The sequence below is a fragment of the Streptomyces sp. NPDC111656 genome (genome assembly GCF_055656965.1).
Window position 1 is genome coordinate 195,271 of sequence record NZ_JBVKCA010000014.1, and the last position, 23,911, is coordinate 219,181.

The following is a 23,911-nucleotide window of genomic DNA, read 5'->3' on the forward strand; positions in this document are numbered from 1 at the left end:
AGACACCGCCTGCAGACTCAAGGTCTCATTCTGAAACGGTCAGTTGCCCTCGATCGCTACGGGGAGGTGGCGTGGGCCGCGCAGGACCGCGTTGGCGCGGTAGGGCGGCGGGTCTTCGAGCAGTCGGGAGAACGTGACGCGGCGGAACAGTTCGGGCACGGCCAGATGCAGTTCGATACGGGCGAGCGGCGCGCCGAAGCAGTAGTGGATGCCGGTGTACATGCCCAGGTGTTCGTTGTCCTTGCGGTCGGGGTCGAACCGGTCGGGGTCCTCGAAGCGTTTGGGGTCGCGGTTGGCCGCGGCCAGCATCAGCCAGACCGGGGAGCCCTTGGGGATCGTGGTGCCGGCGACGTCGATGTCGGCCAGGGCGGTGGTCCAGGGGACGAACTGGACCGGGGGCTCGTACCGGAGCACTTCCTCGATGAGCGGGACGGCCAGGTCGGGGTCCTTCCGGAACCGGTCGAGGATGTTGGGGTGGCGCAGCAGGGTGAGGGTGGTGTTGGTGATGGCGTTGACGGTGGTCTCGTGGCCGGCGACCAGGAGCAGGGCTGCGGTGGCCCGCAGGTCTTGTGGTGTCATGGTGGGGGCGAGTGCGCTGAGGATTCCGGGGCCGGGGTGGCGGCGTTTGGTCTCGATCAGGTCGGACAGGTAGGCGTCCAGCTCCTGGCGTGCCTGGTCTGTCTTTTCCTGGCTGTTGTCGTCGCCGGGGCGGGGGTCGAGTCCGGACGCGAGGGCGTCGGCCCAGCCGTGGAAGCGCGGTTCGTCCTCGCGTGGCACGCCGAGGACCTTGCAGATGGCGGTGACGGGAAGGGGGTAGGCGAAGTCCTCGACGATGTCGACTTGGTCCTTGCCCTCGAAGGCGTCGAGCAGTTCGGTGACGACCTGGGCCAGTTCTCCGCGCAGTCCGTCGAGGAATCTGGGGCTGTGCGGGGGACCGAACGGCCGGGTGATGGTCTCGCGCAGCTGGTCGTGCACGGGTGGGTCGGTGAAGATGAAGCTGGGCGGCAGGCCGAGCTCCTCCCCCGCCTGCCCGACGCGGGCGTAGCCGGGTGGACGGTTCCTCGTGTCATTGCTCAGCCGGGGGTCGTTGGCCAGGCTGCGCACCTCGTAGTAGGTGCTGACCACGTAGGAGCCGTCGTCCTGCCGCCTGACCGGTTGCTTGCGCAGTTCCGCGTAGAGCGGGTACGGATCGGCCCGATTGGCGTAGTCGGTGATCTGCGTGATGAGGGTGCCGGACGTCATGGTGTCTCCTGAGGGCTCCGTGCGGCGCAGGGCTGGTGATCAGGCATGCGACGGAACGAACTCGACACGCCGCTCGGTCGTTGAGTGACCCGCCAGCGTGACCGTAGCCCCGTGGGTGGGCAGATGGGGATCCGTTGAGGAGGGGTCGACCGCCTGCAGCGTTTCGGTGCGACGGTCGACCGTGCGGTACTGCGGTGGGAAGGGCGCGCCGGCCGCGGTCTGCTGCTCGTAGAACCCCAGCCACTTGGCTCCGTCGAAGGACGCCGCGGCGCTAGCGCGGCCGCGGTACGCGGTGTACGGGTACCGCGGCCGCGGTACCCGTACACCGCGACGAGCCGACCCTCGGTGAGCGTCCCCCGGGCGACGACCAGCTCGTCGCCCAGCGAGGGCTCCACCCCCTTCGTCGGCTCATTGGAGTGGTCGACAAGGATGGCCTGGACCGGGCAGGCGGCCGCAGCCCTCTCCACCCGGTCACGCTCTGTCTCGTCGAAGCGAGGGGAGAACAGCAACGCCTCACCGCCGTGCAGGGCGAAGACGTCCGGGGCGAGAAAGACGCATTGCGCGAACCCCCGGCACCGGTTGAGATCGACGACAAGCCTCATCTGGAACCCGCTCCCTGCGTGGGCCGCGGTTCCCGCAGACTCCGCAGCCATCTGCGCTCGGCCCATACGGTGGTCGGCATGTCTCTCCCTCAGGATGAGCCTCTGCGCGGGGCGCTCGCAAGGCGAAGGCGGCCGGGCAAGCCGATGCGCACCCGACCGGCCGACCGCAAGGGAGACGAGGCGCCGCCGGCCGCCTGAACGGCGGACGGGCTTGGGCCCGACAGCCACCAGTCCGGGTCCCAGGCTGGAGTAGCCGGTGACGGGCACAGGCTTCAGCGGCGAGGCGAGCAGGTCATGGGCGAGGGCATCGGCGCGGAAGACGGCAGCACCAGGGCCTCCTGCTGCTCGGTGATTCGTTCGATCGGCAAACCCCGAGACCGGTACGACAACAGCTGCATACAGAGCGAGCTGGTGGTTGTCCCCTACGAAGGCACGCAGCGGCGCCACGGCCAGGGGAAGGAAGTGGTCGATGTCGGTGCCGCGGCTGTCGTCGCAGTACATGCACCGCCCCGCCCCGTGGGCGATCCGAGCGAAGTGCCACATGTGGCGCCCCTGATTTCGAGGGTCGAGCGCGCGGGGGCCTGGGCCCGTTCAGCTGCCGAACGGGCGGTAGCCCAAGTGGACCGTGACGGTGAGGGTTGTGGCGCCGCCAACGATCCTGAGTGTCATGGCGGAGTGCGAGCGGTGCCGATCGACGCCCGCGCTCTGTGCGGTGGTGGTGCCGATGTCGGCGAAAGCGTGATCACCCTCGACGGGGCCCATGAGGCTGTGGGCAAGGCCTTGCGCGGAACGCTGGACGATGTCGGACGGCACGATTTCTCCCGGGGTGACGAACGCCGTCGGTGTTCCAGCAGACGCCACGTCCGTGGGGGAGGTCCAGCGGGTCAGGCGCGGCCGAAGAGAGGGGGGAAGCCGGACGTCGACGAGACAGAAGACGCTGCCCCACTGGGCGGCACAGTGTTCCGTACCGGCCAGTTCCGCCTTCTGACAGCGGACACGGACGAGATGTTCGGTCGACAGCCCCTCGGCCTCCCGCCAGCGGGCACTGGATGACGCAGCCTCCACGGCCAAGGCGATGGCCCACCGCATCGCCGCCTAGATACGGCGCCCGTCCAACTGGGCGCGAGAAGAGATCAGTTACTGCATCGCTGGCCCAAGGCGTTCGGATGCCATGTCCTCACAGCGGGATCCGGACGACGGTATCCGGTCGCCAAGGTCACCTGATCACAGAAGTGTGAAACAGGCGCTACGCCCACTCCACCCCGCCGCTGTCGGCCGCGGCCGTTTGCATGGCCGCTCGCCGTAGTGCGTGGCGGCATGCCTGGATGGCGGGGTGTTGGCTGCGGCCGCGGCGTACCGCGGTGAAGATGCGGCGTGTTTGCCGGCCGGTGGGGAGCGGGCGCAGTGCGACGGTCGGGGGCTGCCCGTTCCACATGAGGTCGGGGAGCAGAGCGGCGGCGTGGCCTTGCTCGACGAGACGCAGGTGGATCAGGAGGTCGGTGGTTTCGAACCGTACGTCCGGTTCGAAACCGGCGGTACGGCACAGCGTCATGGCCCAGTGCCGGGCAGCTGTGCCTTCGGGTTCCATGGCCCAGGGATGGTCGGCGAGCGAGCGCAGTGACGCCGTAGGGCTGTTCCCGGCGGTGTCACCCGCTGATGCGGGCAGCGCGAGGTGGAGGGTGTCGTCGAGGAGGTCTTCCTGTTCCAGTTCGGCGGGCCGGGGGTTGGGGTCGCCCGGGTACTCCTCGGCGATGACCAGGTCGAAGTCGCGGGCCTGAAGTGCCGGCAGGGCCATTTCCGGTGGCATCTGCGTGACGTGTACGCGCAGGCCGGGGTGGAGGCTGCGCAGCAGGCTCAGCGCGCCGGGCACCAGGGTGAGGGCGGCTGTCTGGAACGAGGCGATGCGCAGGGTGCCGGTCAGATCGATCAGGGAGGTGGCCAGGTCCGCCTCGGCGCGCTCCAGCCGCTCCAGCACCGCCTCGGTATGGGCGACCAGGATCTCCGCCTGGGCGGTCAGCCTCACGCGTCGCCCGACCGGTTCCAGCAGCCGCACGCCGACCTCTGCCTCCAGCTGGGAGAGCTGCTGGGAGACGGAGGAGGGGCTGTAGGAGAGGGCGGCGGCGACGGCCGCGAGGGTGCCGCGGTGTTTGAGCTCGCGCAGCAGGCGCAGTCGGTGCAGGTCGAACATCGGCGGAGTGCTCTCCTCGGAGTCGCGACGCAGCTTGAATGGTCGGTTTCTCTGATGAATATAGGTCGGAAACATTCGCTGGACCGAATGGATGTGTGCGCTGCACGCTGTCTGCGTGACTCAAGAGACTTCCGTCCTCCGCGCGGTTCGGTGGTGGGCGCGGCCCGCCGCCAGGTCCTGGACCTGCGCGCCCGCCCCCGTCCAGGTGCGTGCCTTCCACGCCTCCCTGCCCGAGTACGCCCCCACCCCACTGCCCGAACTCCCCTCGCTCGCCGCCGAGCTGGGGGTCGGGAGGGTGTTCGTCAAGGACGAGTCGTCCCGTCTGGGCCTGCCCGCCTTCAAGGCGCTGGGCGCGTCGTGGGCGGTGCATCGCACCCTTGCCGAGCGGGCGGCGCACGGCGAGGAGTCGGGTCCGCTCACACTGGTGACCGCCACCGACGGCAACCACGGCCGCGCTGTGGCCCGTGTGGCACGCCTGCTCGGCCAGCGGGCCCAGGTCTTCGTCCCGCAGGGAGTTCATGCGCAGGCCGCGGCCGCCATCGCCGCCGAAGGGGCGGAGGTCATCCGGGTCGCGGGATCCTACGACGAGGCCGTGCGGCAAGCGGCCCAGGCGGCTGCCGCGCCGGACGCGGTGCTGCTCCAGGACACCGCCTGGCCGGACTACGAGACGATCCCGGGCTGGATCGTCGAGGGCTACTCCACCCTCTGCGCCGAAATCGACGAGCAGCTTGCGGCCGCCGGCGCCGGGATACCCGATCTCGTCGCCGTCCCGGTGGGCGTGGGCTCGCTGGCCCAGGCCGTCGTCACCCACTACCGCAGCCGCCCGGCCGGCCACGCACCGGCGCTGCTGGCGGTGGAACCCCAGGCCGCCTCCTGTGTCATCGAGAGCCTCACGCTCGGCGAACCCGTCAGCGTCACCACGGGTGGCACCACCATGGCCGGCCTGAACTGCGGTACCCCCTCCAGCATCGCCTGGCCCCACCTGCGCAGCGGGCTGGACGCCGCCATCTCCATCACCGACGCCGACAGTGCCCGCGCAGCCGGTGACCTCGCCGCCCTCGGCATCTCCTCCGGCCCCTGCGGCGCCGCCCCGCTCGCCGGTCTCCGCGCCGCGCTCACCGGCCACGGCGCCGACGAGCGCCGCACCGCCCTGGGCCTCGGCCCCGCCTCAACGGTGGTGCTGCTGAGCACCGAGGGAAGCGCCGCCAACCCGCACAGCACCCACGGCCACTGATCCCCACCACTTCGTCCCCCCGCGGTCACGGTCACCGCCGCACCGTTTTCCGACGACTCCTGAGAGACAGGTCATGACGAGCACCACCCCCGACAAGATCACTGTCAACGGCGACCGCCTGTGGCAGTCCCTGATGGACCTCGCCGAGATCGGCGCGTACGACGACGAGCGCACCGGTCTGCGCGGCGTCAACCGCCTGGCCCTGACCGACGCCGACGCGGCCGGGCGGCGCAAGGTCATCGCGTGGATGGAACAGGCCGGACTGAACGTCCGCGTCGACGCCATGGGCAACATCTACGGCCGCCGCGAGGGCACCGACCCCACCGCGGCCCCGGTGCTGACCGGCTCACACATCGACAGCGTCGCCACCGCAGGCGCCTTCGACGGCTGCCTCGGAGTCCTGGGCGGCATCGAAGTCGTACGGGTGCTGAACGAGCGCGGCATCACCACCCGCCACCCCATCGAGGTCGGCGTCTTCACCGAGGAAGAAGGCGTCCGTTTCGGCACCGACATGCTGGGCAGCGCGGTCGCCGCCGGACGCCTCACCCTTCAGTACGCCCACGCCCTGACCGACCGCGACGGCCTCACCCTCGGCGCCGAACTTACCCGCACCGGCTTCAACCGCCCCGCCGACGTACGCCTCGACCCGCCGCACGCCTACGTCGAGTGCCATATCGAACAGGGCCCCGTGCTCGCCGAGAACGGAGTCACGGTCGGCGTCGTGACCGGCGTTCAGGGGATCTCCTGGCAGGCGATCACCATCCACGGCCGCGCCGCCCACGCCGGCACCACCCCCACCCACCTGCGCGCCGACGCCGGCCTCGCCGCCGCCCAGATCATCGTCCACCTGCGGACCATGGTCGACTCCGGGAACTACGGCGACCTGCGCGCGACGGTCGGCCATCTGACCGTCCACCCGGACCTGACCAACATCGTCCCGGCCCGCGCCGAGATGACCGTCGACCTGCGCAACCCCGACGATGCCCGGATGGCCAGCGCGGAGGCGGACCTCGCCGCCTTCCTGCGCACTCTGGAAGACAGCCGGCCAGGACTGTCCCTCCGTACCCGGCGAATGGCCCAGACCTCCTGCGTCCCCTTCGACGAAGGCGTTCAGAAGGTCATCGCTCAGGCCGCCGACGACCACGGTCTGAAGCACATCTCCCTGCTCTCCGGCGCTGGGCACGACGCTCAGGAGATCGCCGCGCTCTGCCCCACAGCCATGATCTTCGTACGCGGTGAGTACGACGGCATCAGCCACAACCCCCGCGAATACTCCACCCCTGAAGCATGCGCCCACGGCGTCAACGTCCTCGCGACCACTGTCCTCCGCCTGGCCGGCCAGGACTGACCACTACAGGCCTCCGCGCCAGTCCCGCAGGGCAGAGCTGGCGAGGCAGAAGGCGTCCTTGCGGCCCGCGACGAGATCGGGGCGGTTGAGACCGAAGACGCGGATGGTGTGTTCGCCCATGGCAGCGCGGTTGCGGTACTCGCCGCTGCGCAGCATCAGTACCTCTACGACGCCGACGGAAACCTGCTGCTCCGCCACAGCCCCGACACCACCACCCTCTTCGCGGGCGACGAGGAGATCACGCTCAAGAAGGACGCCACGAGCGCCGACGGCGTGCGCTACATCTCCCTCGCCGGCGAGACCGTGGCCGCGCATTCCTCCGATGACCACTTCACCTACCTGATCCCCGACCGCCAGGGCACGGGCACCCTGGCCACCGACGCCCAGACCCAGCAGGTCACCCGCCGCCAATACAAACCCTTCGGCGAGTCCCGCGACCAGTCCGGAACCTGGACCGGGCAACGGGGGTACGCAGGCGGTACCCAGGACGACAACACGGGCCTGACCAACCTCGGTGCCCGGGAGTACGACCCGTCCATCGGCCGCTTCCTCAGCCCCGACCCCCTGCTGGACACCGCCGCCCTTGCAGTCCTGGATCGCCTACGGCTACGTCGACGACACCCCGGGCACCGGCTCCGACCCGACCGGTGCCTGCGCGGACGTCGACTGCCCGACTCGCGACTGCCCCAGCTGCCTCAACCGGACGCCCACCGACACCGACTCTCACGCGCCGGCGCTGCACGACCACGCGGGTTCGGGCAGCACGCCAACCAACACCAAGGCAAACGCCCAGCGTTACAAGGCCGGCGTCAGCAACAGCACGGCCCACGCGCAGGCTGAGGAACGTGCACTGGAGCCTCAGAAAGCCACCGCAGACGAGGCGGCGGCCGCGGCGAAGAGACAGGCGTCCGGCTTCAAACACCGCTTGCTCAGCCTGGCAGCAGACGTCATCGGCCTCACCGACGCCTATAGGACGCGGTCCAGGCGGAGGCTCCGTGGTCGACGCGGAGAAGGCGGAGAGCGCGGGAGCCGGCGCGGCCGAAGACGCGGCAGGCTGCGTGACGCACAGCTTCGTACTCAGCACCGCCGTCCGTTTGGCGGAAGGCTCATCGAAGCCGATCAGCAAGGTCAAGGTCGGCGATACAGTCCTGGCGACCGACCCCCAGACCGGCGTCACGGCCCCGGAGCCGGTTCAGAACGTCATCGCCACCACGACGGACAAAGACTTCACCGAGCTCACCGTGGACACGGCATGAGCAGCCCAGGGGGAGAGGCTGTGGCTGGTATGGGGCAGTTCGTGGAACAGCCCCTGCAGGTCGTGCAGCACCATGTCTGGGTTGTCGCTGATCTGGTGGAGGGCATCGAGGAGTGGCTCGGGCCATTCGGTCTGGGTGGCTACGTCGACGGCGGGCAGCGCCGAGAGGCCGGCCCGCCGACCGGACACACCCAGCTCCTCTGACGCCAAGCGCTCCGCACTCATCCGGGTCACCGGGCGCGCGGACACCGCGACCGGGCGGCAGGGTAGTGGTGCTGACGTCGGAGATCACCTATCGGCATCGCCGTCCAGACCGCGTCGTCCGCTTTCCCCGTCCCGGACGAGGGGCCCTTGAGAGCATTCATCAGGAGGTTTCGTGCACGACATGCCGCTCCTCAAGAGCGTCGGTGAACTGCTGCGCCGGCGGCACGGCTCCTCACGCCTCACCCACCAGGCAGGGCCGGACGGGTTCGCCCTGGACAACTTGAAGGCCGGCGGGTTCACCGCCGGTACGCTCAGCCCCGAGGACGAGGCGAGCCTCGCCGACGAAGTGGCCCAGCTCCTTCCCCACCACTGGGATCTCCCCACCAAGTCGGTGGAGGCGCTGACCCCGCTCGTCGACCACCTCGGTGGCCAGCGCGAGCTGATGGCCTGGCTGGACCGCCATCCCGGGCGGCCACGGCTGATCGCGCGGATCTACGTCCTCCTGGGCCATCTCGACCGGTACAGCGACGACCCCGCGGTCCTTGCCGCTGTGCGGCACGCCAGAGCGCAGGACCCGTACCCCACAGGCTTGCGCGGTTACCTGACGCCGGAGACCAACGATGAAACCCTGGGCGGTCTCGCCTTCCGGATCGAGGAACTCCTCGGCGACAACCGTGAGGAAGACGCCACCGCACTCGCCCTGACGACCGCCGACTGGCTGCGCCGTGCGGCGCAGAACGCCGACACCTCGAACTCCGACATCCGCGAAATGGGCGAACTCGTGGACCATATGCACCAGGACATCAGTGAGGCCGTCCCGCGCTCCTGACGCGGCAGCGCGACAGGCAGCGAGCGAGGCCTCGAGGATGGTCACTGGTCGAAGGGTCCCGGGCAGCGCTCGGCGAGCCTTGTGCAAGATCTTCCAGCCAATCCTGTGCCCACGGGCGCAGGCCGTCAGCAGCAGTTCACACGCGCGGTGAGCGTCGAGCGAGTCCGCGTGCACGCGTTGATCGTCGAAGACGGCGAAGGTCGCCATCGGCCAGACGGTGCGCTCGACGGCACGGTGGGGGTGTGGCCGGTACTGCAGATGTCGAGTGAACAAGCACCCGGCGGATTGCATACGAGGGTATGTCCGTCCACGCTGCTGTCCCTGTAGGCACTGGTTTGGTACAGATCTCCCGCCACCGTTGCGCCTTCAGTATCTTGGCCTCACTGATCGGAAGGCGTGGCAGAGCAGTTGGGGGAGCTGATGGGGAGGCACGATGGGTTTGGCGTGGTCTTCGTCCACGGATTCAAATCTTCGCCCGCCATGTGGGACGCGTTCGGGCGCCTGATGGCCAGCGACACCGCTCTCGCAGCCATGACGCCCATGCGCTTCCAGTACGCGACCAGGCTGGTGCAACCCGGCCCGCTGCGTCGGATCCCCACGTTCGACACCGTGGCCGACAACCTCAAGGAGTTCATGGATACCGAGGCCGAGGGCTTCAGGCGTCTGGCTCTGGTCGCTCACAGCCAGGGCGGGCTGGTCGTGCAACGCTTCCTGGCGCGGATGCTCACCGAAGGGCGCGGTGAGGAGTTGGGGCGGATCCGCCGCGTAGTCTTGTTCGCCTGCCCGAACAACGGCTCCCAGCTGGGTCTGACGCTGCGCCGTTGGACGCTTCGGGCCAATCCCCAGGAGCGCCAGCTGCGCCCCCTTGACGAGCAGATCACCGACACCCAGCGAACCGTTCTGCGCGACATCGTCAACGCCGGCGTGGCCACCGAGCGCACGTGCCCGATCCCGTTCTCGGTCTACGCGGGGGAGACCGACAACGTCGTCACGCCTGCGTCGGCCCGCGGCGTATTCCCTGATGCCGGGGTCCTGCCAGGTGACCACTTCACCATCGTGCGCCCGGACACGACCCGTCATCGGTCCTACACCACCCTCAAGCGCCTCCTGCTGGCCGCGGCCGACACCGATCCGCCGACGGACATCCCCAGATCGCAGACCGTCTCCGTCGCGTCCCGCAGTGGAGCGCTTTCCGTCGAGGAATGTGCACCTGAACGCCTCGGCGTCCACCCGGCGATCACCGGTGACGCCCGCGAACTCGAAGAAACCGGGCACTACGTCCTCCCGGCATTCGTGGCTCGTCCGCACGACCACGTCACTCGCCAGCACTTCACAGAGACCGCCGCTGGGGCCGGCGTGGAACTTGTGCTCCTGCGTGGCGGATCGTGCACGGGGAAGACGCGTACAGCCTACGAGGCCGTCAAGGACCAGCTGACCGACTGGCAGTTACTCCAGCCTAGGACGAGGCCGGACCTCATCACGCTGCTGGAAAAGCACCACCTTCCTCCCCGGACTGTGCTCTGGCTCGACGACGTCCACCACTTCCTGGAGGGCGCCGAGGGGGAAACCGTCGCCGCCGGTCTGCACGGACTTCTGGACTTGCGAGGGCCCGTCGTCATCCTGGCCACGATCTGGCCCGGGCCCTATCGCTCGCTCACTGACATACCGCCTGCCACCCGACCGGATCCGCACCGGCAGGCCCGTACGTTGCTGCGGCGAGCGCGGCTGATCCAGGTGCCGGACACTTTCACCGGCCTTGCCCTCACCAAGCTGCGGCAAGTAGCCCTCACTGACGCCTCCCTGGCCAAGGCGCTGGCCACGGCGTACGAGCCCGGATCGATCTGCCAGACCCTCGCCGCCGGACCCGATCTGCTTGACCACTGGCGGCACGCCACCAACGTCTACGGCAAAGCTCTCATCACCGCAGCAATCGACGCCCGACGGCTCGGACATGGCCTGCCGCTCTCCGCAGCCCTGCTCCGCGACGCCATGCCCGGATACCTTTCGCCCACCCAACGCGCGCATGCTGACGACGACTGGTTCGAACAGGCCATCGCCTATGCGTTGCACCCTGTCATGCAGGTCACCTCAGCCCTGAACCTGATCCCCAGCCCCGGCGGAATGGGCGCTGTTCCTGACGTCTACGACCTCGCCGACTACCTAGAGCAGACCGTGGAGCGCAACAGATTCCTGGTGCCGACCAGTTTCTGGGACTCCGCAGTCGCCCACGAGACGGAGCCTCAAGCGTTGCGAGCTCTGGCTGAGAACGCCAAGGACCGGGCCCTCTACCAGCACGCTGCCCTCCTCCTGCACAGCTCCGTCCAGAAGCCGGGGGACTTTGACGACCATGTGGTCCTCGGGGGCTTGTTGCACGACCTTGGCATGCGCGACCAGGCGGTCCGCTACACGGCCGCCGCCGCGACAGCGGGGAAGGCTGACGGCATGGTTGCCGCAGCGCTGATGGCTCAAGAAAGCGGAGACGTCGAGGCGGCACTGCATTGGCAGCGACAGGCCTGGTCAGCCGGAAATGAACGGGCCTTCTTCTCGGTGTACTGGCTGTTGGTGGAGAGCGAGCGATGGGACGAGGCTGAAGCCTGGATCCGCCCGAAGGCCGGCGAATGGATCGATGCGGCCCGGAGTCTGGCGCAACTCCTGACCACGCGCGGCCGGCAGGAGGAAGCCGAAGAGATACTTTGGCCGCTGGCCCGCGACGACGTGTACCGCTGTCGCCGCGATCTCATCAATCTCCTCTACGAAGCCGGGAGGGAAGACCGGATCCACTCACTGTTCGCGCCCCTGGCCGCAGCGGGCGACGACAACGCGCGGGAATGGCTCGACGCGGTCCGTACCTGGGACAGCCCGAGCCAGGCGGCATCCGACGGCGTCTCCGATACCGGCCGGCCCTCGCCGAACGCCTACGTCGCTCACAGGGGCATGACGTTCGAATGGGGGCACAGCAAGCCCGATCCGCGGACCGAGGCCATGGCAGAGGCGGCCAGAGCCGAGGCAGCCGGGAACCTGGACGAAGCCGTAGGCGCGCTTCGGGCCGCGCTGCCCACACAGCATTGGCCCCTGCTGCAGCACCTCTCCGGGCTCCTGGAGCGTCAAGACCAGGATGAAGACGCGTTGGGCGTCTGGCGGGACCTCGTGGAAGCTGGCAACCCTGCGGCCCTCACGGAGAGCGTCCACATCCTCGAACGAGCCGGACGCGGAGACGAGGCGGAAACCCTCATCCGCCGCGAACTGCTTCGCGGACGCAGCGACGCGGATTCCTGGACCACGGAACCTCCGGCCCTGGCTCTGCTCGCGGAACACCTCACGACCACAGGCCGGCAAGCGGAAGCACAACTCCTACAGACGTACGGGCTCCGGCCCGACGGGACGACAGCCGCGTCCTGGCAACTTCCCACCTGGCCAGCACCATGACAGGGCGTTGAACTGCGACTTCCTGTACCCCGACGCTCCTGAATGCGAGTCGCTTGAGCATTAGCGGGAGTTAAGGCAGGTCGTGACGCTGGTGACGTACCGCGGGCCGCTCGCCCCGACGCGGTGCTCCAGCAGTCCGACAACGAGCCCGCCTGCCATCGCAAGCACCGGCGAGCCTGTCGACGGCTGAGGCGAAGGCGAGGGCGACGCGCCTACGCGATTCGTTGAGCCGTTGTGGAGGGCGTCTCCGAGGCAATGCGCCAAGAGCTGGCCCTGCTGAGGCTTTACCCAGCAGTTGGTCGACGGGGCATCCTGTTGCCCCGTCACCCTGCTGCCCAGTACCACCTTTCAGGCAACAACAGGCCCAGCGGCAGCGGATTTCCAGGTGGAGGAACCAAATCGACAGGGGCAGTGCCCAACGCATCGCTTAGGTCGACTTCGCCACCGATGAAGTCTGCACCGGCGAAGGAAACAATGCCGCCAGCGAACAGCGCGCTGTCGAAGGACACCTCGTCTCTGACGAATTGCCCTGTGAAAATGACCTCCCCGCCTGAGAACTTCGCGTCGCCGAAGAAGACTCGACCTCCAACGAACCGTGCCTCGAAGGCAACCCGGCCGCCGGAGAACCGGGCACCGGACGAGGCTCGCCCGCTGGCGAGTCGTGAGCCAAAGGAGACTTCACCGGCGGAGAAGTGCCCGCCAAAGGACACGTGGCCCGCGGAGAACTCCGCGCCCATGAAGGAGACATTGCCGCCAGAGAATCCTGCGGCGAAGGAGACCTCGCCGCCGGAGAACTGCGCGCCGTCGAAAGAGACCCGGCCATGGGAAAAATCGGCACTGTCGAATGTGACCTCGCCGGCGGAGAACTGTGCACGGTTGAAGAAGACCGCACTTCCTGAGAACTGCGCAACGTTGAAGGAGGTGCGGCTTCCGGAGAACTGTGCTTCGTAGAAGTAGACCTGGCTTCCTGAGAACTGTGCGCCGTTGAAGGTGGCCTTGCCTCCGGAGGACTCCGCGCCGTCAAAGATGACCTCGCCGCCGGAGAACTCGGCGCCGTTGAAGGAAACCCGTGCGCCGGAGAACCGCGCGTCGGACCAGTCGCCGACGTCGAAGACGACGTTGGTGAAGTCGAAGCTATGGCCCTGCCAGGTTTTCGGGTGGTCATCCGCTACGCGGAGATGGTCGCGGATGAGTCGGACGACAGTGTGGCGGACTTCGCGGAAGGCGAGGTAGTTGTGGCGGGCGTTCTGATCTCCGAGGCCGGGGCCGGGTATATAGGGCAGCCGGAGGTAGGCGCACAGGACGTCAATGCAGGTTTGGCGGAGACCCCTGGTGGGGGCGTCGTCTGCGAGCCCGGACAGGGCGTGGACTCCACCGAGACGGACGGCAGGCGAGGTATCGCCGAGTTGGGAGACCGCGGTGGTGAACCGTTCCGTGTGCAGGCGCGTCGCCTCGCGCAGTTCCCCGTCTTCGTCGACGCGTCGCCGCCGGTAGGCGACCACCAGAGCAACGAGAGCGCCCGATCCTGCGACCACTCCGAAGGAGAGTTTCACCAGATCGAACAGCGTCTTGGACGTCAGCCGGGCCTCAGGCTTCAACTGATGCACGCCCAGGAGTGCAACCAGGATCCAAAACACGCCGCCCGCCACGATGAGCGCGGCCGCGAAGGCCAAGAGCAGCACAAGGCCAACCGGCCGTAGCCGCAACCCGCGTTGCCGCCCCCGCCGCCTCCAGGGCCCCACAAGTCCGCCATGCGGTGACTGTAGGGAGGCCTAGCTCAGCTTTCCAGCATTCCCGTGGATTGCGAGGCGGCGGATCAGAGGAACAGGCGGTCCGGCTGGCTCTGCCTGGTCCTCGAAGAGCCCCGGTGCTGCGGCGTCGGCGGAGCCTCCGCACAGACGCACTGAGTGGGGCGCGCTTGTTCGCTCAGCGAAGGCGAGCAGAATCGTGTCTTCGGTCGGTCAGCCGATTGCGGACCGCGCGAAGGCGACCGTAGCCCGAAGGCGGCTCGCCGGCCAGCGCAGCGGTGGCTCATGGGACCTGTCGTTCCGCGCCATCAGTTTGCCCCCGGAAGCTTGGCCTTGGCTCGTGCGCAGATGCTCCGCGCACGCCCAGATCGTGGCCACAACGCCTGGCGCAGGGCAGGATCATTTGTGACAGAATATGATCACCGAAGAAAATTCACTCATAACGGCTTTGATGTGTGGACTTCGAGGGAATGATGGCTCGCCAGGGGGGTGAGTAGGTGACCCGGCATTGCTGAGTCGTGGGCTTGTGCCCTGGTATGCCGTCGCCAGTTGGTGGGACCTGCTCTGCCGCACCGTGCCATGAGGACTTCAAGGCCCTCACGATGACATTGCAGTAGGGGAGGGGCTCATGCCCGAAGAAGCGGCGACCACGCTGGCAATGGCTGGGGCGACCACCGTGGTTGCGGCCGTGGCTACGCGGGCCTGGCACTCCACTCGCGCCACGGTTGCGCAACTGTTCGCTGGGAGGGGTCGACCCCGGCGGACACCACGATGCCCATCTGGTGTTCGACTTCCTTGACGACCTCGCACTCGACGTCGTCGTAGCCGGCCAGTCGGTCCATGCCGACGGACTGCCCGCGCCTGCGGCCTGGTTCGGCCCGGCCAGCCCTCTTTTTGAACAACCGCTGGCCGGGGGCGCCCTCCTCGCGCCGACTACATGCTGGTGAGCCCGCACCGCTGTCGAGTCCGCCGAACCCCACCCGTGTCGGGGGATTCGGGGAATTGCGTCTAACTGCCGTTGGCGGGCTGGCCGTTCAAGGCAGGGCCCAGGTCCACCGGGGTGGACGTGGGGTTCGGCGGCGGAGGGAGGACGATGGGGGGCTGGCCGGCGGGCGGGACCGGCGGGGTCATGTCGGACTTGGGCAGCTTCGGTGGGGTGGTCTGCTTGAACAGCGTGGTGTCGAAGTCGACCAGGCCGGTCTTCTCCATCACCGTGATGTGATCCAGGACGGTGTCGTTGGCCTGGTCGGCCAGGGCACGCACGAGCGTGTTCTTCGTCGTCGAGCGGATCTTTGCCACGGTGTTGAAGATCGAACCGTGCGTCTGGCGAAGAATGTTGGCGAAGTCGATGTCGAACTGCTTGCCGGTGTCGGCCTTGAGGGTGGTGACGAAACCTTCTTGCTGCGGGCTGGCCACGTTGGGCAGTGTCACGTTCAGCATCGGCGCGATCTTGCGGCAGGTCTCGTCCAGCGCCGCGTGCCCGTCGATCAGGTGCTGACTGGCGGTGAGGACCCCCTTGCTCTGCCCCTTCTGGAGCCCGATCTGCCCCACCGGGTGCTCCCACAGACCGGCAGCGCGCACCGCCACCACGAAGGCCCGGTCACCCTCGGTGAACGGCCCCCACTGGGTGTTGGCGATGATCCGGTCGTTCGAGGTCGTCACGGTGTCAACGCCGAGCATCGACGGGTAGACCAGCGCGCCAAGTGTCAGGGCCAGCGCGCCCCCTACGAAGATACCGCCCACCATGTTCATCGAACGCTGCACCGTTCCTCCTGCCCGTCAAGAAAATCCGCCGGTCCGTCATCGCCCGACTGGGGCGGACGAAGAGCATTACGCACACGGCGCCGTTCAGGTTCACCCGACCCGGAAAAAGGTTCATGAACGGCACACAGGAAGCGCGCGAGTGTGCGCGACGACGGCATACGGTGTCTTCGGATGGTCCGGGTGCCGGGCGGGTTCAGGGCGAGGACGGCCGGCCAGTGCGGGTGACCTGCGGCGCGACCAGGAACTGGGGATCGGCAGATCCGGCGTCAGCGCGCTTCCCGGTTCCACCAAGCTGACCAGCCCGGCGTCGGCGATCGGGCGCACCGAGTCCTTGAACACGGCGGTGACGTCCATCATTCTGTGCGACGGAGAGCCGCGACGCGCTCGTCAGGCAGTATGCGGACTCCGGGAGGTATTCGTCCGGCTGGACACGGGGGAGAACCGTGCGGAGGTCTCGGCCAATGTGAGGCACCACACGCCGTGCTACACCAATGGCCCAGCATGGCAAGCGCCGAGTTGAAGGGGGCCGCAAGCCGGCGCCCCGGACGGCTCAGGGCATGGTGCTGGACACGATCACATGAGGCGTCTGGCTGGTTGGTCACGCGTTGGCCACGTTGGTCACCGATTCCCCGCATCGTCCCAGGGGCCAGAGCGCCAGAACCGAAGCAACGATCAAGGCCGCCACCCCTGGCCTGACCAAACCATAAAGGGCCTCTGACTAGGTATTTTGTCGTCCGGGAGCAGGTTCTCGCTTACCGCCTGGTGCCCTGACCGGGAGGGTTCGCGGGGTTGTTGCAGGCGGCGCAGGGTTCGCGGAAATCCGTTTCGAGCGCTGCCCTGGCGCCTCTACTGTGGCGCGGTGATGACTCAGGTGATCGTTGTCAACGGTGGTTCCAGCTCGGGGAAATCCGGCATCGTTCGGTGTCTGCAGGCAGTCCTGCCGGATCCGTGGCTGGCCCTCGGCACAGACACGCTGGTTGAGGCGATGCCAGCTTCCATGCAGGCGTCGGATGGCGGTATCGAGTTCGCTCCGGACGGAGAGGTGGTCGTCGGTCCTGAGTTCCGAACGCTGGAAGCGGCATGGATCGAAGGGGTTGCCGCGATGGCCCGGGCGGGCGCCCGGGTGATCGTCGATGAGGTCTTCCTCGGCGGAGCGTACTCACAGCAGCGATGGCAGAAAGCCTTGGGTGAACGGCGGGTGCTGTGGGTCGGCGTCAGGTGTGACGCCGTGGCGGCGGCAGGCCGGGAGGTCGCACGAGGCGATCGGACCGTCGGGATGGCCGCGTCCCAGGCGGAAGTGGTCCACCAGGGCGTGGTCTATGACCTGGAGGTGGACACCACGCATGCGGAGGCGATGGAGTGCGCACGGACCATCGCAGCGCGTGCCAAGTGATCGACGGCCCGGCTGCCTGCCATTGTGACCGCAGCGCCGGAACGAGTCAGGCGGAGGTGGTGAGGGGGCGTCCGCCCCAGCGGAGGTCTTTCTCACTGCCAGTGCGGGCGCGTTCCTTGCGTTGTGCGGCGAGGATGTCAGGGTGGCGGGCGTTGGCGTCGGCGTTGCGCCAGCGCAGGTAGGTGTGCAGGGCCCGGGTCCGCACGGTGTGGTTGGAGTTGGCGATGGTTGTCCGCGGTTCCGTCAGCCGAGCATGCACGCATTCACTCGTACGACCCAACAAGCCGCAAGGGCCGAGCCTCTGCCGCGGCGCGAGCAGGTATGCCACGGTCGTGCCGATAGCCTGCCGGAGTGACTGAACAGGTGCGGGCGGAACGCCCGACGGGAGGAAGGACAGCGATGGCTCGTCGCTATGACTGCGCCACGGGATCCGGGCGAGCCGACGTGCTGCGTGAGGCAACCTTGGCGGTGCGCCGGGGTGAGTTGGTGGTGTTGCCCACGGACACCGTGTACGGCATCGGTGCCGACGCATTCAACCGCGAGGCGGTGGATCGTCTGCTGCGGGCCAAGGGCCGGGGCCGCGCCATGCCCTCACCGGTGCTGGTCGCCTCCGCCGACGCGCTGCACGACTTGATTGTCGACTTCCCCGAACAGGGCTGGGCTCTGGTGGAGGCATTCTGGCCCGGCGGTCTGACCCTGGTCGCCCGTCACCAGCCCTCACTGGACTGGGATCTCGGGGAGACCCACGGGACGGTCGCGGTTCGGATGCCCTCCCATCCGGTGGCGCTCGATCTGCTGGCCGAGACCGGGCCAATGGCCGTCTCGAGCGCCAATCTGACCGGCAAGCCGTCCCCGCAGGACTGCGATGCCGCCCAGGGCATGCTCGGCGACTCGGTCGCCGTCTACCTGGACGGCGGGCCCACTGCGGCCGCCGTGGCCTCCACGATCGTGGATCTCACCGGCCCGGTCCCTGTCCTGAAGCGCGCGGGCGCGATCAGCGCCGAACGGCTGCGCACGGTGGCGCCCGACCTACAGGACGGCGCGTGACCTCGCCCGACGGCGTCGCAGCCGGCCTGATGAAGCGCCCGCGCCTGGTGTGGCGGACGCCATGGTGTGTTGAGCCGGCCCTCGTCGTAGCCTGCCGACATGAGTGACGCCCCGGCCCTGACCCCGTCCGAAGCCTTCGAGCTGCTGCTGGCCGGCAACCAGCGGTTCGTCGCAGGCAGATCGCAGCACCCGAACCAGGATGCCGCCCGCCGCGCCGAGACCGCACCCGGCCAGCGCCCCTTCGCGGTGCTCTTCGGCTGCTCCGACTCACGCCTGGCCGCCGAGATCATCTTCGACCGGGGGCTGGGTGACTTGTTCGTGGTCCGCACTGCGGGCCACGTGGCCGGTCCGGAGGTACTCGGCAGCATCGAGTACGGAGTGACCGTGCTGGACTGCCCGCTGGTAGTGATCCTGGGCCACGACTCGTGCGGAGCAGTCGCTGCGACCCGCGCCGCCCTGACCGACGGCGTCGGTGCCAGTGGCTACGTACGCGATCTCATTGAGCGCGTGACGCCGAGCGTCCTCGCCGCACGCGCCGCCGGTCTCACCGCGGACGACGACATCATCGCCGAGCACATACGGCACACCGTCGACCTTCTCCTGGATCGCTCCCGAATCCTGGCCGACCAGGTCAACAGCGGACGGACCGCCGTAGTGGGCCTGTCCTACCGGCTGGCCGACGGCAGCGCCCGCCTGGTGACTACCCGCGGGCTGGAGGCGGAAGCGGCCACCTCCGGCTCCAGCGCCTGAGCAGTTTCACTGGGCAGACGACGACCGGAGGCCGGCTGCGCGCGACCGGGCGCCGGTGGTGAGCGACGCTCACCTGTTGCTGTTTCATTCTCCCGGCATGGCGCGGCCCATGACAGCCGTCACGGGTCGTGCCGCGCCGCAGGATGTAGGCCGTGAGCATCTCTGCGGGGGATCCGGTACAGCACACACTGGCGAAGCGGCCCCTCGGGCACACTCGGATCCTCGAAGTCGTCGGCCGGATCCCGGGTCATGCCGATCCGGCGCATCACTGCCTGGGAACGAAGGTTGTGGACGGTCGTCGACGCCACCACTTCCGGCAGCCCGAGGGCCTCGAAGCCGAAAGCCAGGCAGCCCAGGGCGGCCTCGGTGGCGTAACCGTGCCCCCACGCCGAACGCATCAACCGCCAACCGATATCCACCCCCGCGAACGGCATGTCCTCGCCCACCGCATCCAAGCCGGCACGTCCGATGAACTCACCAGTCTCTCGTGCTTCGAGCGCCCACCACCCAAAACCTCGCTCGTCGAACTCGGCTTGCATGAGTGCCATCGCGGCATCGCTTTGCTCCCGCGTCAGCAGTTCCCCCAGGTGTTCTCGGACTTCAGGATCGGCGTTCATGGCCGCCCACTGTTCGAGGTCGGACTCTCGCCACCGGCGGAGCAGAAGACGATCGGTTCGCAGCTCTGGCATGCCGCCCAGCCAACCCGATCTGGTTCAGGGTGTCGATCGGTTATGCCGAACCCTACGGTGCTCGCCCAGGCCGGACCCGCTGCGCAGTTCCTCACGGCCTACACCACCCGGCGGGACACCATTCCGTCACGACCCGACGTAACCCGCGTTAAAGGCCTCTGGCTACGGTCTCCACCTTCACGAGCACCCTCCAGGGCCTGCGGCCTTGGGTCCCTTCGACGAACCGAGCGTTGGGAGATGAGCCAGTAGACGAGCGCCGCGGGAGGCGAGACGCACAGCAGGACGATCAGCAGGCGGGAGTCGATCACACGAATGGGTGACGCAGGTACTTCCATTTCGCTCGGCAGATCCCTCAAGAGGGCATGGAGTTGCTCGCGAGTGCGCGCTTCGTAGGCCGCGACCACCCGTTCTTCAAGTTCGGGAAGTGTCAGTCGGCCTACTGCGTAGTGGTGTTGCAGTTGCGCCTCGACCTGGTCGCGTTCGGCGTCCGAGGCTCGTAACGCGGGGCTGGTGATGTGCTCCTCGCCGTCATTCATGGCGACCTCTCAGGCGCGGGGGGAGTGGCGTCCGGGGATGGGCGGTCTTGCAGGTCGACGACCGCGATTACCACCCGCGTCCAGACCCCTGGAGCGTCCCGGTCCCCGAATTAGGTGGCGAGTCGCTCGATGTGACCGCGCAACTCAGCGAGCGCCTCGTCGGTCAGCCTCAGCGCACCACGATGCAGGTTGACCTCCCGGCGGCCTCCAGCCTGCTTGGACCGGTAGGCAGCGTTGATGTCGGCCCGGGTGGCGTCCAGCATCGAGCCGAGGAACTCAGCCATCTCTTCTGGGTTCGCAGCATCGCTGGGGGGTTCTGTCACCGCGGGGGTGTAGACCCGCTCGACCTTGCCGCGGGCCAGCGGCCGGTATTCGGCGATCTCGATCAGCCCGGCCCGTTCGAGGTGATTGAGGTGGTAGTAGAGCCGGTCAGGTGGAAGGTCGACGTGGTCGGCGAGTTCGCGTGCGGACTGTGGCATGTCCCACAACGCTTCCAGGAGCCGGATGCGCAGGGGATCGGCGAGCGCTTTGTGTACACCGTGCCACCGCCGGGGTGATGCGCCGGGGCCTTGTGTGCTCATCGATCCCCCTCATTGCACGAGTCTTCACTAATTGGAAAATTCTACAACCAATAGGCGACCGCGGCCAGTTGCCACTGTTGATGCCCGGCGGGGGAGGGGTTTCCCACCCGGACGCGGGGCTGGTGCGATGCTTGGGCGGGCCCCGGCAGCACGACCGCGGCTTGCTGGGCTTGCGCCTCGGTGTGTGCGAGGCGGCAGGATTCGATGCCGGTGAAGGTCTTCGTCCAGCCGCTGAAGGACTCCGGCGCACCTGTTCAGCCTCCGAGGCCGGACTTCTCACCCACGCCGACGACATCGGTGGCCTCGCTTTTGACCTGGACCTGAGCGATGTCGAATACGCCTTGGACGGCATTCATCGGCGAGGTGTCCGCGTGTGCCGGAGGTTGCGGGCCCCGAGGGGCCGGAGGCCGGGCGTAGAGGGCCGGTGGAAGGGAAGCCGGCGTGGGGTGGTGGGCACCCCAGAAGCGACAGCGACGTCATGGACGGTGCCGGTCGCGTCACGGGTGCTCGAGATGCTGTCGGGCTGCGTCGATGTGCTGGATCAGGTTTTGGTATCGGTCGTGCAGTACACGGGCGGTGTGCCGGTCACCGAGTTCGGTACGCAGACGCCACCGGTCGGAGAGTTCCACCGCGCGGTCCCGAAGTTCCGTCAGTGAGGCACTGTTCGGCAGGCCGAGACGTTGGTGCGCGGCCCGGCCGTGTTCCCTGATGGCGTTCAGGACGTCGTCGAGGTCCCGCTCGCCGGGTTTTGTCGCGCCCGTGACGGCGCGCTGCAACAGGTCCAGTTCCCGAAGTCCGAGCTCTTCGCCGACGAAAGCACCGATCAGGGCGGCAGAGGCGTCCAGCCGATGTTTGTCCGGGTCGCTCAGGTGGCGACGCAGCCGGTGGTCGGCTTGGTGGAGCAGCTCCGCGGTGATCCGGATTTTCAGCAGGTCGGCGCGGTGGGTGAAGTGGTTGGTGAGCCGGGTACGGAGCTCTTCCAAGCCGCTGTGCCGGTCGAGGAGTTCCCGCAGCTCGGTCACGGAGTCAACTCCGTCGCGTAGCAGCCGAGTGGCGATCAGTAGTCCGTATCCGGTGTAGCGGTCGTACAACTGCTTGCGGCGATTGGGGGCGAGTGGCAGACCGCGGTCGGGGCGGCAGAACATGTTCGCGCCGCGGAGTGCCGTCTCCAGTTGGCCGGCGGGCAGGTCAGCGAGTGTCTTGAAATCGCAGAGCTCCGCCTCGTCCAGGGTGGCGGCGCTTTCCGCGAGTCGGCCGCACACCGGCTGGATCTCGAACAGCACTTCGCGGACTCCCGGCTTCGTCAGCATTGTGCTGATGATCTGTCGGGCTGCTTCGAAGGGGGAGTCGTTCGCGGGCCACAGATGGCCCGGTTCCTGGCCGAATCAGGAGTGCAGGTCGTCGCGGTCGCAGGGGCGAGTATCAGGGCGCTCAACGGCGCCGTGCTCGCCGCCGCCCCCACGCTGGGCCAAGGCGCAGAGCTGCTGTACCAGGTGTGGCGGCATGTCGCCGAGGAGACCAGGCCGCCGCCGTTCACGTCAGGCGTTGCGCTGGATGAAAGGACGCTGGAGCAGCTGCTCAATCTTCCGGCTCGGGCGCTCGGCCCCATGCTCCGGCCAGGGTTCCTCGACGACCTCCTGGCCCGGTACGTGGATCCCGGCGGGCTGCACCGTGGCCTGCCGATGTATGTGACGACCTTCCGCGGCGTCGACCCGGCCCTGGTCCCGTTGAGCTGGCGCGACCTGCTGGAAGTACGCGAACTCGACGGCCCGGTGCGGGCCGCCGGGAGGGTGCGCGTCGGCTGGGCGGTCGACATCATCCGTTCCTGGGCGTTCAAGGCCAGGTCGGACTGGCTGTACATCAACGACCTGCCCTTGCGGACCTGCACAACGCGATCCTGGCGAGTGCCGCGAAACCGGTCGTGATGCCGCCGCGCAACGTCGGTGGTGTTCCCATGCGCGACGGGGACCTGCTCGGAGGCGGGAACATGCCGGTCGGGGCGTTCGCCGCGTCCATCACCTCGAGCCGGCCCCGGTTGGTGGCGGTGTACAGCTTCTCGATGTCCTCGTGGAGCGCGCACAGGTGGGCGGCCACACGCTCGTCGATGTCGTAGCCGCCGCAGTCCTCGAGCGCCGAACTGGCCACCACCTCGTGGTCCCTGGTGCCGACATGGACCAGTGCGGCGTCGAACGTGCCGCCGCCGAAGTCGTACGCCAACACCAGATCGCCGGGCTGGAAAGGCTGTCCGGACGGCGTGGAGAGCGCGGCTGCGACGGGTTCGGGCAGCAGTTCCACGGCGGTGAAACCAGCCGCTTCCCCCGCGCTGATCATTTGTTCGTTTCGTCGGTCGCCCATGCGGTACGCCGCCGGTACCGTCAGCACAGCGTGTGTGACCGGCCCACCGTGTACGGCCTCGGCCTCCCTGCGCAGTGTGGCCAGGATGGCCGTCACCAACTCGCCAGGGGAGTACTGTCGCCCGTCGATCACGCTTGCCTGATTGTGGCTCAGTAGCCGTTTGATCTCGGAGCGGTAGTTGGCCGACCGGACTCCTTTGCGACGAGTCGCCAACGAGCCGACCAGGATCTCCTCGCCGTCCACCAGCACAGAAGAGGGCCAGCCGAGCCTTCCGGTTGCGGGCTCCTGGAGCAATTCCAGCTGCCCGTCCACCAAGAGGGCCGCCGCCGTCGATGTTGTACCGAAATCCACGACCAGGACTGGTTCATGCACTCCCTGATTCCCCCGGCGCGAGCGACGCAATAGCCCAGCTTGAAGCGTTATCGAATTATGAGGGGATTGATGGCTCAATGTATAGGTTTCTCGCTCATGTCTATAGATCTTCAATCGCTGAGGTTACGGCGGTTGGAGGTCGAGGCCGTCTCGGCGATGAGGCCGGGTAGGTACTGCATCCGTCACCCGGAGCTCGCCGACCATCTGAAGCCAACGCTCTGTCGCCGGCGGTTCGTCGACATCCGACCCCGGTCCGGTACGGGCCTGCGAGTCCCGAGGTCCACTGTCGACGACGGTCAGCGGTGCATTACACGGTCACGCCGCGCTCCTCCGGTCCTTGTGCGGTTC

Annotated in this window: 22 protein-coding genes and 2 pseudogenes; 11 read left to right on the plus strand and 13 right to left on the minus strand. The window is 68.1% G+C overall.

Features of this window, described 5'->3' with window-relative positions; genetic code table 11:
• Positions 1 to 39: 39 nt before the first annotated feature.
• The 4 genes and pseudogenes from ACZ7M3_RS34515 to ACZ7M3_RS34530 all read right to left on the minus strand — a co-directional run bounded on the left by ACZ7M3_RS34515 (position 40) and on the right by ACZ7M3_RS34530 (position 4,032).
• Positions 40 to 1,242: a cytochrome P450 gene (locus ACZ7M3_RS34515; RefSeq protein WP_472068514.1), complete on the minus strand. Its 1,203-nt coding sequence runs from the start codon at positions 1,240 to 1,242 to the stop codon at positions 40 to 42.
• 419 nt (positions 1,243 to 1,661) lie between these two features.
• Positions 1,662 to 1,844 (minus strand): annotated as a pseudogene (locus ACZ7M3_RS34520) (ferredoxin); the annotation flags it as partial.
• Between the two features lie 591 nt (positions 1,845 to 2,435).
• Positions 2,436 to 2,909, minus strand: coding sequence for a hypothetical protein (locus ACZ7M3_RS34525; RefSeq protein ID WP_472068516.1), 474 nt, complete (start codon positions 2,907 to 2,909; stop codon positions 2,436 to 2,438).
• A 181-nt stretch (positions 2,910 to 3,090) separates the two neighbouring features.
• Positions 3,091 to 4,032 carry a LysR family transcriptional regulator gene (locus tag ACZ7M3_RS34530; RefSeq protein WP_472068518.1) on the minus strand — a complete coding sequence of 314 codons (942 nt, stop codon included), beginning with the start codon at positions 4,030 to 4,032 and terminating at the stop codon, positions 3,091 to 3,093.
• Between the two features lie 115 nt (positions 4,033 to 4,147).
• Between ACZ7M3_RS34530 and ACZ7M3_RS34535 the strand changes: the two genes are divergently transcribed.
• From ACZ7M3_RS34535 to ACZ7M3_RS34565, 7 genes are all read left to right on the plus strand, one after another.
• On the plus strand, positions 4,148 to 5,266 hold the full coding sequence (locus ACZ7M3_RS34535; protein WP_472068520.1) for a diaminopropionate ammonia-lyase: 1,119 nt from the start codon (positions 4,148 to 4,150) through the stop codon (positions 5,264 to 5,266).
• Between the two features lie 73 nt (positions 5,267 to 5,339).
• Positions 5,340 to 6,614: a M20 family metallo-hydrolase gene (locus ACZ7M3_RS34540; protein WP_472068522.1), complete on the plus strand. Its 1,275-nt coding sequence runs from the start codon at positions 5,340 to 5,342 to the stop codon at positions 6,612 to 6,614.
• Positions 6,615 to 6,722: 108 nt separating this feature from the next.
• Positions 6,723 to 7,454 carry an RHS repeat-associated core domain-containing protein gene (locus tag ACZ7M3_RS34545; RefSeq protein ID WP_472068524.1) on the plus strand — a complete coding sequence of 244 codons (732 nt, stop codon included), beginning with the start codon at positions 6,723 to 6,725 and terminating at the stop codon, positions 7,452 to 7,454.
• 155 nt (positions 7,455 to 7,609) lie between these two features.
• On the plus strand, positions 7,610 to 7,870 hold the full coding sequence (locus ACZ7M3_RS34550; RefSeq protein ID WP_472068526.1) for a Hint domain-containing protein: 261 nt from the start codon (positions 7,610 to 7,612) through the stop codon (positions 7,868 to 7,870).
• Between the two features lie 41 nt (positions 7,871 to 7,911).
• Positions 7,912 to 8,073 (plus strand): hypothetical protein, encoded by a 162-nt coding sequence (locus tag ACZ7M3_RS34555; RefSeq protein WP_472068528.1) that lies wholly within the window; start codon positions 7,912 to 7,914, stop codon positions 8,071 to 8,073.
• 181 nt (positions 8,074 to 8,254) lie between these two features.
• Positions 8,255 to 8,902: a hypothetical protein gene (locus ACZ7M3_RS34560; RefSeq protein ID WP_472068700.1), complete on the plus strand. Its 648-nt coding sequence runs from the start codon at positions 8,255 to 8,257 to the stop codon at positions 8,900 to 8,902.
• 396 nt (positions 8,903 to 9,298) lie between these two features.
• On the plus strand, positions 9,299 to 12,328 hold the full coding sequence (locus ACZ7M3_RS34565; RefSeq protein WP_472068530.1) for a hypothetical protein: 3,030 nt from the start codon (positions 9,299 to 9,301) through the stop codon (positions 12,326 to 12,328).
• Positions 12,329 to 12,651: 323 nt separating this feature from the next.
• Here the strand turns inward: ACZ7M3_RS34565 and ACZ7M3_RS34570 are convergent, their stop codons facing one another.
• The 3 genes from ACZ7M3_RS34570 to ACZ7M3_RS34580 form a co-directional block, all read right to left on the minus strand.
• Positions 12,652 to 14,010, minus strand: a complete 1,359-nt coding sequence (locus ACZ7M3_RS34570; protein ID WP_472068532.1) for a pentapeptide repeat-containing protein — start codon at positions 14,008 to 14,010, stop codon at positions 12,652 to 12,654.
• Between the two features lie 758 nt (positions 14,011 to 14,768).
• Complete coding sequence (locus tag ACZ7M3_RS34575; protein WP_472068534.1) at positions 14,769 to 14,918, minus strand: hypothetical protein; 150 nt, start codon at positions 14,916 to 14,918, stop codon at positions 14,769 to 14,771.
• A gap of 166 nt (positions 14,919 to 15,084) precedes the next feature.
• Entirely contained in the window at positions 15,085 to 15,828 is a 744-nt protein-coding gene (locus ACZ7M3_RS34580; RefSeq protein ID WP_472068702.1) for a DUF4142 domain-containing protein, read from the minus strand.
• 874 nt (positions 15,829 to 16,702) lie between these two features.
• Here ACZ7M3_RS34580 and cpt point away from each other — a divergent pair.
• Complete coding sequence (cpt, locus tag ACZ7M3_RS34585) at positions 16,703 to 17,233, plus strand: chloramphenicol phosphotransferase CPT (RefSeq protein WP_472068704.1); 531 nt, start codon at positions 16,703 to 16,705, stop codon at positions 17,231 to 17,233.
• Between the two features lie 46 nt (positions 17,234 to 17,279).
• Here the strand turns inward: cpt and ACZ7M3_RS34590 are convergent.
• Positions 17,280 to 17,462: pseudogene (locus ACZ7M3_RS34590) on the minus strand (IS630 family transposase); the annotation flags it as partial.
• A gap of 170 nt (positions 17,463 to 17,632) precedes the next feature.
• On the opposite strand from ACZ7M3_RS34590, the gene ACZ7M3_RS34595 reads away from it, so the two are divergent.
• Both ACZ7M3_RS34595 and ACZ7M3_RS34600 read left to right on the plus strand, forming a co-directional pair.
• Positions 17,633 to 18,280 carry an L-threonylcarbamoyladenylate synthase gene (locus tag ACZ7M3_RS34595; RefSeq protein WP_472068536.1) on the plus strand — a complete coding sequence of 216 codons (648 nt, stop codon included), beginning with the start codon at positions 17,633 to 17,635 and terminating at the stop codon, positions 18,278 to 18,280.
• A 99-nt stretch (positions 18,281 to 18,379) separates the two neighbouring features.
• Positions 18,380 to 19,030 carry a carbonic anhydrase gene (locus ACZ7M3_RS34600; protein WP_472068538.1) on the plus strand — a complete coding sequence of 217 codons (651 nt, stop codon included), beginning with the start codon at positions 18,380 to 18,382 and terminating at the stop codon, positions 19,028 to 19,030.
• 119 nt (positions 19,031 to 19,149) lie between these two features.
• Here ACZ7M3_RS34600 and ACZ7M3_RS34605 read toward each other — a convergent pair whose 3' ends face one another.
• The 4 genes from ACZ7M3_RS34605 to ACZ7M3_RS34620 form a co-directional block, all read right to left on the minus strand.
• Complete coding sequence (locus tag ACZ7M3_RS34605) at positions 19,150 to 19,719, minus strand: GNAT family N-acetyltransferase (RefSeq protein WP_472068540.1); 570 nt, start codon at positions 19,717 to 19,719, stop codon at positions 19,150 to 19,152.
• 98 nt (positions 19,720 to 19,817) lie between these two features.
• On the minus strand, positions 19,818 to 20,255 hold the full coding sequence (locus ACZ7M3_RS34610) for a DUF1707 SHOCT-like domain-containing protein (RefSeq protein WP_472068542.1): 438 nt from the start codon (positions 20,253 to 20,255) through the stop codon (positions 19,818 to 19,820).
• 110 nt (positions 20,256 to 20,365) lie between these two features.
• The gene (locus ACZ7M3_RS34615) at positions 20,366 to 20,836 is read right to left on the minus strand and encodes a helix-turn-helix domain-containing protein (protein WP_472068544.1); all 471 of its coding nucleotides are present in this window, start codon (positions 20,834 to 20,836) and stop codon (positions 20,366 to 20,368) included.
• Positions 20,837 to 21,333: 497 nt separating this feature from the next.
• The gene (locus ACZ7M3_RS34620; protein ID WP_472068546.1) at positions 21,334 to 22,146 is read right to left on the minus strand and encodes a hypothetical protein; all 813 of its coding nucleotides are present in this window, start codon (positions 22,144 to 22,146) and stop codon (positions 21,334 to 21,336) included.
• 54 nt (positions 22,147 to 22,200) lie between these two features.
• Here ACZ7M3_RS34620 and ACZ7M3_RS34625 point away from each other — a divergent pair, with 54 nt between their 5' ends.
• Entirely contained in the window at positions 22,201 to 22,761 is a 561-nt protein-coding gene (locus ACZ7M3_RS34625; RefSeq protein ID WP_472068548.1) for a hypothetical protein, read from the plus strand.
• Here the strand turns inward: ACZ7M3_RS34625 and ACZ7M3_RS34630 are convergent.
• Positions 22,697 to 23,677, minus strand: a complete 981-nt coding sequence (locus ACZ7M3_RS34630) for an Hsp70 family protein (RefSeq protein ID WP_472068550.1) — start codon at positions 23,675 to 23,677, stop codon at positions 22,697 to 22,699. The genes ACZ7M3_RS34625 and ACZ7M3_RS34630 overlap by 65 nt on opposite strands.
• Between the last annotated feature and the right edge of the window lie 234 nt (positions 23,678 to 23,911).